11 protein-coding genes are annotated in these 12,305 nt (G+C 62.4%); 3 read left to right on the top strand and 8 right to left on the bottom strand.

Annotation, left to right across the window (positions count from 1 at the left end):
* Window positions 1-169: 169 nt before the first annotated feature.
* From NMG70_RS08565 to NMG70_RS08595, 7 genes are all read right to left on the bottom strand, one after another.
* Entirely contained in the window at window positions 170-1,261 is a 1,092-nt protein-coding gene (locus NMG70_RS08565; protein ID WP_301555141.1) for a 3-deoxy-7-phosphoheptulonate synthase, read from the bottom strand.
* A gap of 479 nt (window positions 1,262-1,740) precedes the next feature.
* A complete protein-coding gene (locus NMG70_RS08570) occupies window positions 1,741-2,535 on the bottom strand; it encodes an SDR family oxidoreductase (protein WP_254024105.1) in 795 nt (264 codons plus the stop codon).
* Window positions 2,536-2,558: 23 nt separating this feature from the next.
* Window positions 2,559-3,560, bottom strand: coding sequence for an inositol 2-dehydrogenase (gene iolG, locus NMG70_RS08575; RefSeq protein ID WP_254024106.1), 1,002 nt, complete (start codon window positions 3,558-3,560; stop codon window positions 2,559-2,561).
* Window positions 3,561-3,680: 120 nt separating this feature from the next.
* Window positions 3,681-4,448, bottom strand: a complete 768-nt coding sequence (locus NMG70_RS08580; protein WP_254024107.1) for an ATP-binding cassette domain-containing protein — start codon at window positions 4,446-4,448, stop codon at window positions 3,681-3,683.
* 2 nt (window positions 4,449-4,450) lie between these two features.
* Window positions 4,451-5,527 (bottom strand): ABC transporter permease, encoded by a 1,077-nt coding sequence (locus tag NMG70_RS08585; protein WP_254024108.1) that lies wholly within the window; start codon window positions 5,525-5,527, stop codon window positions 4,451-4,453.
* Window positions 5,528-5,783: 256 nt separating this feature from the next.
* Entirely contained in the window at window positions 5,784-6,725 is a 942-nt protein-coding gene (locus NMG70_RS08590) for a sugar ABC transporter substrate-binding protein (RefSeq protein WP_254024109.1), read from the bottom strand.
* A gap of 370 nt (window positions 6,726-7,095) precedes the next feature.
* Window positions 7,096-8,127: a LacI family DNA-binding transcriptional regulator gene (locus tag NMG70_RS08595; protein WP_254024110.1), complete on the bottom strand. Its 1,032-nt coding sequence runs from the start codon at window positions 8,125-8,127 to the stop codon at window positions 7,096-7,098.
* A 164-nt stretch (window positions 8,128-8,291) separates the two neighbouring features.
* Here NMG70_RS08595 and NMG70_RS08600 point away from each other — a divergent pair, with 164 nt between their 5' ends.
* The 3 genes from NMG70_RS08600 to NMG70_RS08610 are packed head-to-tail and all read left to right on the top strand — an operon-like array spanning window position 8,292 to window position 11,006.
* Window positions 8,292-9,401 (top strand): fatty acid desaturase family protein, encoded by a 1,110-nt coding sequence (locus tag NMG70_RS08600; protein WP_254024111.1) that lies wholly within the window; start codon window positions 8,292-8,294, stop codon window positions 9,399-9,401.
* A 55-nt stretch (window positions 9,402-9,456) separates the two neighbouring features.
* Window positions 9,457-9,771 (top strand): MocE family 2Fe-2S type ferredoxin, encoded by a 315-nt coding sequence (locus NMG70_RS08605; protein WP_023796929.1) that lies wholly within the window; start codon window positions 9,457-9,459, stop codon window positions 9,769-9,771.
* A gap of 5 nt (window positions 9,772-9,776) precedes the next feature.
* A complete protein-coding gene (locus NMG70_RS08610) occupies window positions 9,777-11,006 on the top strand; it encodes an NAD(P)/FAD-dependent oxidoreductase (RefSeq protein WP_436798361.1) in 1,230 nt (409 codons plus the stop codon).
* Window positions 11,007-11,270: 264 nt separating this feature from the next.
* Here the strand turns inward: NMG70_RS08610 and NMG70_RS08615 are convergent, their stop codons facing one another.
* On the bottom strand, window positions 11,271-12,230 hold the full coding sequence (locus NMG70_RS08615) for a DUF1402 family protein (protein ID WP_254024113.1): 960 nt from the start codon (window positions 12,228-12,230) through the stop codon (window positions 11,271-11,273).
* Window positions 12,231-12,305 lie beyond the last annotated feature (75 nt).

A 12,305-nucleotide genomic window follows, 5' to 3' on the forward strand; every position in this document is an offset into this window, starting at 1 on the left:
CGCAGTTCGAGCTTCCACACGTCATCCCTGCAAGGGCAGGGGGAGAACTTGTGTTGACGAGCCAGTTGTCGATATTGACGCTGAGGGGGCGGCGCCGGCCTTTCAAAGCCAAAAGCAATGTAGCAACCGCCGCAAAATTCCTGACTTCCAGCCAACGGCGCCAACCGCATCAGGCGGCTCCCGGACGGCTGGCCATCAGGGCGCGTCGCGCCGACCGGCGCCGCTCGACGGCGTCGGCAAGGCCGTGCAGCACCGTCTCGGTGGTTGTCCAGTCGATGCAGCCATCGGTGATGCTCTGGCCATAGACGAGCGGCTTGCCAGGCATGACCTCCTGCCGGCCGGCGACGAGGTTGCTCTCGATCATGACGCCGATGATGCGTTCGTCGCCTGCCGCGACCTGGCCCGCGACGTCGGCCGCCACCATCGGCTGGTTCTCCGGCTTCTTGTTGCTGTTGGCGTGGCTGACGTCGATCATCAGCCGTGGTGCTACGCTGATCCGGCCGAGTTCCGCGCAGGCGGCAGCTATGCTCGTTGCGTCATAGTTCGGCACGATGCCGCCGCGCAGGATGACGTGGCAGTCCTCGTTACCGGTGGTCGTCGCGATAGCGCTGCGCCCGCCCTTCGTCACCGCCATGAAATGATGTGGCTGGGCGGCGGATTTCACCGCTTCGGCGGCGATCCGCAAATTGCCGTCGGTGCCGTTCTTGAAGCCGACCGGGCAGGACAAGCCGGATGCGAGTTCGCGATGGATCTGGCTCTCTGTCGTGCGCGCGCCGATCGCGCCCCAGGCGACGAGGTCGGCAATGTATTGCGGGGTGGCCATGTCGAGGAATTCCGTCGCTGCCGGAAGGCCAAGATTGTTGACTGCGGAGAGCACGTTGCGGGCCATCCGCAAGCCCTTGTCGATGTTGAAGCTGCCGTCCAGGTCGGGATCGTTGATCAGGCCCTTCCATCCAACCGTCGTGCGCGGTTTCTCGAAATACACGCGCATCACGATCTCCAGCCGGTCCGACAGGCTCTCGCGCAACGCGACTAGCCGGCTGGCATAGTCGACGGCAGCGATCGGGTCGTGGATCGAACAGGGGCCGACGACGACGACCAGCCGATCGTCGGCGCCGGTCAGCACGGCGTGGATAGCGTTGCGTGACGCGGCAACGGCGCGCGTCGCCGTCAGCGTGCGCGGTATCTCCCGCATCACGTCGTCCGGCGCACTCAGCTCTCGGATTTCCTTGACCCGAAGATCATCTGTGGTGGTCAACACGGCTTTCTGCTCCTGATTGGGAGATCTGCCGGCTAAAACAAAAAAAGCCGCCAGATCTGGCGGCTGTTCGGATGTTGTTGCTGCAATCTTCAGATCGAGCGCAATCCTCCCGCCGCCAGCGAGCTGCCGTAGCTAAAGTACCAGAACGAGGCGGTCAGGTGGATCATGCCAGCCCTATAGCCGAAGCCACGGCGCTTGTCACGCGTCCGATGAGGAGGAGGTCTACTCGAGCCCATTCGCGATTGGCTGAAGCCTCTCGAACTTCGTCATCCTAGTGCGAAGGAAGAGCGAAGCTCCGTCGCGAAGACCCTGGGATCCATTCCGTGATCCTAGCCGAAGAGCGCAGCGGAGCAGAATTCTTCACCGCGGCAACGCCTAGAAGTCGCGGCATGGATCTCGGGTCTGCGCCGCGTCGCTACGCTCCTTGCTCTGCCCGTGGATGACGAAGCGATGGGGCGGTTCCGCTAGACTCGCCGGCGTTACTCCGGCGACGCTCCGGCAACGTTCTGGTCGTAATCGACCAGTGACCCGGTCATGACGCCCGACTGTGGGCTCAGCATATAGCTGATCAGTCGGGCAAGCTGGTCCGGCTTCACCAATTGGCCCATCGGCTGCGCGGCCTCGGCCTTTTCCAGCCAGTCGTCCGGCGCGTCGTGCCATTTCTTCTGCACGATCTCCTCGCCCTCGGTGTCCATCCAGCCGGGCAGCACCGCGTTGCAGCGGATGCGATTGCTGCGGTAGGCATTGGCGACATTCTTGGTCAGCGTCGCCAGTGCGCCCTTGCTCGACGAATAGGGCGCCAGGAACGACTGGCCGCAATGCGCCGACATCGACAGCACATTGACGATCGAGCCGGGCGCCTTGCGGTCGAGCAGGTGTGCCACCACACCCTGCATCAGGAAAAAGGGGCCGCGCACATTGGTCTGGAAGATCTGGTCGAATGTTTCCTCGGAGGTCTCGACCAGTGAGCCGCGGGCCGAGGTGGCGGCGGCGTTGACCAGCGCGTTGATCGAGCCGAAACGAGCGATCGCCGTTTCGACGACCCGCTTGCAGTCGGCCACCACTGAGACGTCGGCGCTGATGAACATGGCGTCGACGCCGTCTTTCGCAAGTGCGGCGACCGCCTTGTCGCCCTTCTCCCTGGAGCGGCCGACCAGCGCCAGTGCGCGGCAGCCCTCGTCGGCGAGCGCTTCGGCGACGGCGAAGCCGATGCCTTGCGCGCCGCCGGTGACGATGGCGCGTGTTTCTGAATTGCGACCGGCGGAACCGTTCATCCCCTTGCTCCTGTGCTTGATGGTCAGACTGTCTTGTCGAGGCGGACGGTCTTGCCTTCCCTGGCCGATTTCAGCGCCGCGTCCGCCAGCCTCAGCGCGACGAGCCCGTCCTTGCCGCTCGGCGCCGCCTTCTTGCCTGACGTCGCCGCCGCGATGAAGGCGGCGATCTCGTTGGCGTAGGCGTCGAGATAGCGGGTCATGAAGAAGTCGTGCAGCGGCGGGCGCGTATAGCCCTTCTCATTGGCCAGTTCGATCGACACCGGCCGCTGGTTCTCGGCCGCAACCATGCCTTTCGAGCCATGCACCTCAATCCGCTGGTCATAGCCATAAGTGGCGCGCCGCGAATTGGAGATGATGCACTGCTTGCCGGAGGCGGTTTCGAGGATGACGCTGACGCTGTCGAAATCGCCGGCCTCGCCGATTTGTCTGTCGACCAGCACCGAGGCATGGGCGCTGACCGCCACCGGCTCCTCGCCGAGCAGAAAGCGCGCCATGTCGAAATCATGGATGGTCATGTCGCGGAAGATACCGCCCGAGCGGCCGATATAGTCGAGCGGCGGCGGGCCGGGATCGCGCGACGTGATGGTCACCATCTCGACGGTGCCGATGGCGCCGTCGTCGATCGCCTTGCGCACGGCGGCGAAATGCGGATCGAAGCGGCGGTTGAAGCCGACCATCAAAGTGGCGCCGGCCTTATCGACCACGGCCAGGCATTCTTCCACTCTGCCGGCGTCGAGGTCGATCGGCTTCTCGCAGAAGATCGCCTTGCCGGCCTTGGCGAACCGCTCGATCAGATCGGCATGGGTGTCGGTCGGCGTGCAGATGATGACCGCATCAATATCCCCGGCTTTTTCGATGGCCTCTATAGTGCGTACTTCCGCGCCATAGGCCGACGCCAGCTCCGTCGCCGCCTTCTCGAAGGCATCGGCAACTGCGACCAGCCTGGCCTGCGGATTGGAACCGACGGCACGGGCGTGGACCTTGCCGATGCGGCCGGCACCGAGAAGAGCGAAGCGGAGAGACATGGGATTTCCTTTGAGGATTGTTCGAAATGGAAGTGCGTCTTTACTGCACCGTTCAGGGCAAGGCGCAGTGGATTTTCCTGCTCGGCGACGGGCCGATGACCCGCCGCGCCGGCATTCGCCTTAGGCCGCGAGTTCTGCCTCCCCGGTCTTGGCGCCGGTGATGTATGAGACGACGTCGTTGCCGTCGGTGTCCTGCTTGCGCAGATTGGCAACGATTTTGCCGCGGCGGAAGACGACGATGCGATCGCAAAGGTCGAACACCTGGCGCATGTTGTGACTGATCAGGATCAGCGGCTCGCCATTGGCCTTCAGCGTGCGGATGATGTTTTCAACCTGCATCGTCTCCTGCACACCAAGTGCTGCCGTCGGCTCGTCCATGATGATGAGCTTGGACGCGAAGGTCGCGGTTCTGGCGATTGCCACGCACTGGCGCTGGCCGCCAGACATGTGGCGGATGGTGTTGGAAAGGTTGGGAATCTTGACCGCCGTGCGGATCAGCGCTGCCTCGGTTGCCTTGCGCATGAACTTGCGATCGAGGATCGAGAAAGGTCCGAGATTGAAAAGCACCTTTTCGCGGCCGAGAAACAGGTTCGACGGTACGTCGAGATCGTCGGCGAGCGCCAGGTTCTGGAACACCGTTTCGATGCCCGCCTCGCGCGCCGCGATCGGGCCGGCGAAGTTCACTTCCTTGCCATCGAACCAGACCTTGCCGCTGGTCCGCTGCTCGACGGCCGTGATCTGGCGCACGAAGGTCGATTTGCCGGCGCCGTTGTCACCCATGATGGCGACATGCTCGCCCTTGCGCAGTTCGAAGTTCGCGCCTTCGAGCGCATGCACGCCGCCATAGTATTTGGTCAGGTTTTCGGTCTTCAGGACGATGTCTGACATGATCAAGCCCTCATTGCCCGCAGGCGCTGGCGCCACTGGTCGAGAACGACTGCGCCTATGATGATCACGCCCTTGACCATCTCCTGGTAGTAGGCGTCGAGGCGCAGGAAGGTGAAGCCGGAGATGATGACGCCGAAGATCAGCGCACCGATCACCGTTCCGATGATCGAGCCGCGGCCGCCCGACAGCGAGACGCCGCCGATGACCGCCATGGCGATCGCGTCCAATTCGTACATCACGCCCATGCCGGCCTGAGCGGTGAGGTTCTTGGAGCTCAGCACCACGGCGGCGAGCGAGGCGAGGATGCCGGCAATGACGAAGACGAGGATCTTGTGGTTCTGGACATTTATGCCGGACATGCGGGCGGCGTCCTCGTTGGAGCCGATGGCATAACAGTGCTTCCCGTACCTGGTGTATGACAGGATCAGCTGGAACAGAATCGCCAGCGATATGAAGATGATGACAGGCATCAGCCCCTTGCCGATGGCGGCGAAACTTTCGGTGGGAAACGAGATCGGCTGCCCCTTGGACCACCATTTGGCGACGCCGCGCGCGGTGACCATCATGCCGAGCGTGGCGATGAACGGCGGAATGCGGGAGTAGGCGACCAGCGTGCCGTTGATCAGGCCCGCCAGCAGGCCGCAGCCGATCGCGACGATCACCGGCACGATCACCGGCAGGTCGGTCCAGCCCTGCTCGATGAACATCGCCTTGGGGTTAGGGTTGCCGTTGACCGTCGCCACCTGGGCGAAGCTCATGGCGATCATCGCCGTCGCGCCGACGACCGAACCGGAGGAAAGGTCGATGCCGCCGGAAATGATGACCTGCGTCACGCCGATGGCGATGATGCCGACGATCGACACCTGCAGGATGATGATCTGCAGGCGCGCCTCGTTGAAGATCGTATCGACATTGGCGCGGGTGTTGAACAGGAAGCTGTCGCCAAGAAAGACGCGGCCTATCAGCTCGAAGGCGCCGACGAGGATGATGAGCGCCAGGAAGACATTGAACTCGGCAGGCCATGTGCGCCTTTTCGCATCATAGCTCAGTCCGCCGACGCCATGGGTTGTCTGTGCCAAATCTTGATTCCTCCAACCGCATCGGCCCGAAAATCGGGATCGATTTTCGGAAAGCACGATGCGTAGTCTCAAAGTTTTAGAGCGTACTTTTGTGCGTCCAAATGGACGCACGCCGCTCTAATCGTAGTCGCCCTCCCGCCGCCTGTTCCGGCGACGAGGGGAAAGAGGAGCGGCGTTTTTTTGTTTTTCCAACATCGGACTCTCAAAACGGTCCGATGCTCTGCCGCCGCTCCCGATTGAAAAACCGTCCTCTGCCTCAGTTCTTCTGCAGGAACTTGTCGATGTTTGCCGGCGTGACCAGCTGGAAGGGGATGTAAACCTTCTGCTCGACCGCCTCGCCCTTGGAAAGCTTGAGCGCCGCGTCCAGCGCCCCGGCGCCCTGGCCAGCGGCATCCTGGAAGACGGTCACGTCGAGATCGCCCGCCTGCATCGCGGAAAGCGCGTCCTGAGTGGCATCCACGCCGCCGACGACAACCGACTTCATGTCGATATTGGCAGCCTTCATGGCCTGGATCGCACCGATGGCGCTTTCGTCATTGTTGGCGATCACGCCATCGAACGGCGCGCCGGTCGACAGCCAGTTGGTCATCAGATTTTGAGCCTCGTCACGATTCCAGTTCGAAGTTTGCTTGTCGATGATCTTGATGAAGCTGCATTCGGGAGTGGCGATCACATCGTCGATGTCCTTGGTGCGCTGCACCGCGGCCTGGTTCGACAACTCGCCCATGATCACATAGACATTGGCCTCGGTCTTGCCGGCTTCCTTGAACAGCCGGCAGACTTCCTGGGTCTCGAGCGTGCCTGACTCGACCTCGTTCGAGGCGACGAAGGCCTGGTTGTCCGGCAGCGTGTCGACATTGACCGGCTCGCGGTTGACATAGACCAGCGGAACGTTGGCCGCAGCCGCTGCGTCCGACATCGCCTGGGTGGCCGAGGTGTCGACCGGGTTGACGATGATAGCGTCGACGCCCGAGGCGACGAAGTTCTTGATCTGGTCGAGCTGTTTGGCGACGTCGTTCTGCGCGTCCTCGACCTGCAGTTCCACGCCTTCCATGGCCTTGGCCTGCTCGATCATGCCGTTGCGCAGCACGGTGAGAAAATTGTCATCGAACTTGGCCATCGACACGCCCACCTTGGCAGCGAGGGCGGACGAACTCATCAGCGCCAGGAATGCGGCGCCCAACAGCAGTTTTTTCATTCTATTTCTCCTCCACAGAATTGGTGTCCGGCTGCACCGATCTACCCGGAATCCCCGATCTCCCAGGGAATCTCTCCCGATTGCTTCTCCGTTTCCGATGGCGACTTCCGCGTTGGCTGGAACGCCAAGCCCTCCGTTGAAAACAGATGTTCCGGAACGAAAGAACCAAAATGCCTAGTTGGTGAAATATTTATTCCATTCTGCGGGCGGGCGTCAAGGAGATTCCGAAAGCGGCTGCCGGATTTTTCGGACAACGCGGCTGAGGGCCGGCAAATCTTCTGCAAGAATCCAGCAGGCTGATGGTTCACATCACTGCCGACGCCCCGATCTAAACAGGATGTCTTGGCTGAGCCAGATGTTCTGCCCGAACCTAGATGTTTTCCGGCAGATAGATGTCGAAGGGCAGGAAGGTCTGGCCCGGCGCATTGGCAGCGCCTGCCTCGATGGCATGGGCCATCAGCCCGACAAGCTCGCGGCATAGTGCTGCCAGCGGCGTCGAAATCACCATGGTCAGGATGTTGTCGGCGAGCGCCGCGCGCGATTCGGCGTTGATCTCGTTGCAGACGACCACCGGCATGTTTGCCGGCCTGGCCGCCCGTAGCGCGGAAACCGCGCCTTCCATGCCGCCGCCAGCGACGTAGCAGCCGGCCAGATCCGGGTACCGCGCCAGAAGATCGATCATCGCATCATGGGTCACCTGGTTGGCTTCCAGGTTGACCAGTGTCTCCATCACCGTGAATTCCGGCGCATGCTCGCGAAAAAACGATCTGAAGCCGATCTCGCGCAGCTCATGGCCATGGAAGCGATGGCTGCCGACGAAAAGGGCGACCTTGCCGGGCTTCCTCGCCGCTCTGGCGATCATCCAGGCCGCGGTACGACCGACCTTGCGGTTGTCGAGGCCGACATAGCCCTCGCGGATGCCGGCTGCAAAGTCGGATAGCAGGGAGAAGACGGGTTGCCCCCTCGCCTTCAGGGTCTCGACGGCTGCCGTCAGCGTCGGATGGTCCGGACCGACAAGGGCGACTGCCCTGGATTTCGCCGCCAGCTTGCGCATCTGCGCGACGATCTCGTCGGGGGCCAGCGAACTGGCGAAATCGATGGTTGCCACGCCGCGGAAGCGCTGCGATTGCGAAACCGCCAGTTCGATCTCCCGGGCGAAATCGCTGTAGAAAACATCATTGCCCCTCAGCAGCAGAAAGCCGAGCCGGTATTTCGGCAGTTCCTGGCGCATCCGCTGCTTGATCAGCCCGGCGGCGTGATAGCCGATGCTGGTGGCGGCCTCATAGACGCGGCGCGCGGTTTCCTCGCGCACCGGCAGGCGATCGTTCAGCACCCGGTCGACGGTGGCGACGCTGACCCCAGAAATACGCGCCAGATCGGTGATGGTCGGCCGTTTTGCCATATGCTTCCTGCCTGATTGCCTTACATAGGCTTTACATCATTCTGATGGGAAATGATAGAAACTATCTTCATGATGTTGAGCCTATCACGGCTTGGCGCTATTTTAGGGTATAGCACCTGTGGCAGAGGCACCCGTTTCGACGGATGCCGACGGAGGCAGCCTCAATGGAAGCGACAATATCCGCAATGCCGTCCCGGCGAGACTACAGCCTGCTCGGCCGCGACGCGAAGCGCGCCGTCGAGACCGGGCTGGCGGCGGCCGAATGGTATCATACCGACGTGCCCCGCAAGCAGATGAAGGAGCTGATGCAGCGCTCCGATGGGCCGGCGATCCGCGACACCATCATCTGGCTCGGCGCCCTGGTCCTGAGCGGCGCCGGCGGCGCCTGGTTCTGGGGCGCTTGGTGGTGCGTGCCGTTCTTCTTCGTCTATGGCGTGCTCTACGGCTCTTCCACCGATTCACGCTGGCACGAATGCGGCCACGGCACCGCCTTCAGGACGCAGTGGATGAATGATGTGGTCTATCAGATCGCCTGCTTCATGATCATGCGCAACCCGGTGACCTGGCGCTGGAGCCATACGCGGCATCACACCGATACGATCATCGTCGGCCGCGATCCGGAGATCGCGGTGATGCGCCCACCGGACCTGTTGCGCGTCGTGCTCAATTTCTTCGGCATTGTCGATGCCTGGCATGCCATGACCGACATGGTGCGCAATGCGGCCGGTATCATCAGCCCGGCGGAAAAGACCTTCATTCCCGAGCCGGAGCAGCCAAAGGCGATCCGCATTGCCCGCATCTGGACCGCGATCTATGCCGCGACCATCGCGCTGGCGCTTTATAGCGGCTCGTTCCTGCCCTTGATGCTGGTCGGTCTGCCCAGGCTTTACGGCGCCTGGCATCATGTCATGACCGGCCTGTTGCAGCATGGCGGCCTCGCCGAAAACGTCATCGACCATCGCCTCAACAGCCGCACGGTCCACATGAACCCGATCAGCCGCTTCATCTACTGGAACATGAACTACCATGTCGAGCACCACATGTTCCCGATGGTGCCCTATCACGCGCTGCCGAGGCTGCATGAGCTGATCAAGCACGATCTACCGGCGCCGACGCCATCGATTCTGGCCGGCTATCGCGAGATGGTGCCTGCCTTCCTGCGCCAGCTGCGCAATGAAGACTATTTCCTCAAGCGCGAGCTGCCGCCGACCGCCAAGCCTTATCGCGACGAATTCCATAACGACAACGACGCCGTCGCGGCAGCAGCCGAATGATTTGCGCGCCTCTGCCAGGGCACGTTGACCAAGCAAAATTCTGCCGGGAGGACCAATGAGCGACTGGGTCGAGGCTTGTGGTGCCGATGACATCGACGAAGAGGACGTGATGCGGTTCGACCATGACGGCCGCACCTTCGCCATCTATCGCAGTCCCGACGACGAATATTTCGCGACGGACGGCCTTTGCACGCATGAGAAGGTGCATCTGGCCGACGGGCTGGTGATGGACGACATCATCGAATGCCCGAAACACAATGGCCGCTTCAACTATAAGACCGGTGCAGCCAGGGGCGCACCGGTCTGCGTCAACCTCAGGACATATCCGGTCAAACTCGACGCCGGCAAAATCCTCATTCAGATTGGGTGACGATGATGGCGAAAGGAATGCTCATCATCGGCGCCGGCGAATGCGGCGGGCAGGCTGCCTTGGCGCTGCGCGATCTCGGCTATGATGGCCCGGTGACGCTGGTCGGCGACGAGCCGCATCTGCCTTACGAGCGGCCGCCGCTGTCGAAAGACGCGATGACCAGCGATGCGCCCGCGATCAAGGCGATCGCCAGCGATGAGATCCTGGCCGAGAGATCGATCAGGCATATCCATTCGGTTCAGGCAATGGCGATCGACCGCGCCACGCATGGCGTGCGCCTGTCGGACGGTTCGGTCCTGCCATACAGCAAGCTGTTGCTGGCAACGGGTTCCGTGCCACGCAGACTGCCGATGCCGGGCATCGGGCCGCGCTGCGTCTATCTCCGGACCTTCAACGACGCGCTGGCCATTCGCGCCCATCTCCGCGCCAGAAACCGCATCGCCATCGTCGGCGGCGGCTTCATCGGTCTTGAGCTCGCCGCCGCGGCACGCGGGCTGGGGGCCACGGTCACCGTCATCGAGGCGCAGCAGCGCATCCTGATGCGCGGCGTGCCGGCCGAGATCGCCAAAATCATCCACGAGACGCATCAAGCCGAAGGCGTGAAAATCCTGTGCGGCGATGCCATCGCGGCGATCGCCGACGACGGCGCCCAGGTGCGCATCGCACTTGCCGGCGGGCAGGACATCGTCGCCGATCTGGCGGTGATCGGCATCGGCGCCGTGCCGGTGACCGGACTTGCCGCGGAAGCGGGGCTGACGATCGACAACGGCATAGCTGTCGATGCCGAACTTCGCACCAGCGATCCGGATATCTTTGCCGCCGGCGATTGCTGCTCGTTTCCGCTTGCCGTCTACGGCGGCCGGCGCGTGCGGCTGGAGGCCTGGCGCAACGCGCAGGAGCAGGGCGCGCTTGCGGCCAAGAACATGCTTGGCGCCGGTGAGGCCCACGCGGCGGTGCCATGGTTCTGGTCGGATCAGTACGGCCTGACCTTGCAGATATCAGGGCTGTCGGACGAGGGCAGCAAAGTCGTTCGCCGCGATCTCGACGACGGCGCCTTCATCCTGTTTCATCTGGCCGAAGACGGCAGGCTCGTCGCAGCGAGCGGCATCGGTCCGGGCAATTCGGTTGCCCGCGACATCAGGCTGGCCGAAATGCTGATCGCAAAAAGGGCAAAACCGGCGCCTGAGGCGCTCGGTTCGCAAACAATCAAGCTGAAGTCGCTGTTGGCGGCATGAGCCGTGGCGTGCCTATTGTCAAAAGCCGCGCCGCCCCTCATCTGCCTGCCGGCATCTTCTCCCCGTACAGTGACGGGGAGAAGGCGCTGACCGCACCCTCGGCATCCTTTCTGCTACGCTGGAGATTGGCGAAATCGTTCGCGAAGGCGTTTTTCTCCCCGTCACTATACGGGGAGAAATGCCCGGCAGGGCAATGAGGGGCAGCGCAAACGCCCAAGGGGGCGACTTCGGGTTTCAGCTCAAAGTCCAAATCTCAACACCCACCTAAAACAGCGCCTTCAGCTCCGGCAGTTTGTCGTTGACCAGCCAGCCATAGTAATTTTCCTCGGGCAGCTTCTCCGGTTCGCCCGCGGCGCGGCGCCTGTCGTTCTCCGCCTTCAGCACATGGGCGCGCTGTTCCGGATTGCCGACATTGTAGAGCGTCGATGTGATGCCGGGATTGCCCGATATGTCGAAGCCGGCAATGCTCTGATAGGCATCGATCGATTTCCGGATCGTCGCCGCGACATAATCCAAGGTCAGGTCCGGATCCATGATGGTCTTGTAGACCGCATTCGGATCGCCGACGTCGAGCTTCGGCAGGCCGGAAACATGGTGCACGATATCGCTCATCTGCAACGCCGTCAGCGGATTGAGCTGCCCAAGGCCAAAAGTCTGGCCTGCATAATAGGGCTGGAAGAACGTGGCGCCGAAGCGGTCGTCCGGAAAGCTGGTCCCGCCGACTGTCTTGCCGCGAAAGGAAAGGTTCCACACCTGCTCGCGGCACTCCCAGAGCGCGTAACTGTCCGTTTTACCGGCGCATTCCTGGAATTGCGGCCGCTGCACGAAATCGGCGATGTCCTCGCCTTCATAGGCGAAGGATAGCTTGCTCGACAGATAGGAGATCGCCTTGACGTAGTAGGTCTGCAGCCGGTCGTAGGCGTCGACATTGTAGGTGTGCTCGCCGACGATGGCGCCGACGATGTGCATAGGATCGATGCCATAGGTCGCTGCTGCCTGCTCGATCTTGCCGCGAAGACCGGCGTCGTGCTGCAGCAGCGCATAAACCTTGCGGTATTTCGCCTGGAAGGTGGTGTTGGTGGCCTGGGTGCGCCGGCTTGAGGCGCCCGGTATGTTGGGCTGCTCGACATGACTGTTGCCCGGCGGCACCATCGTCGCCGCTTCGGCGGCGAACATGGCTGTCGCCAGCGTCAGCCCAAGAGTGACGAGGATCGTTTTTTTCATGCGCCGCCGCCTGCAACAGCGCATGACCCCCGGAATCGATCTTCGGGGGTCACGCGCAGAACCAACTGTACAGCG

The sequence above is a fragment of the Mesorhizobium ventifaucium genome (genome assembly GCF_935822925.1).
GTDB classification, from domain to species: Bacteria; Pseudomonadota; Alphaproteobacteria; order Rhizobiales; family Rhizobiaceae; genus Mesorhizobium; species Mesorhizobium ventifaucium.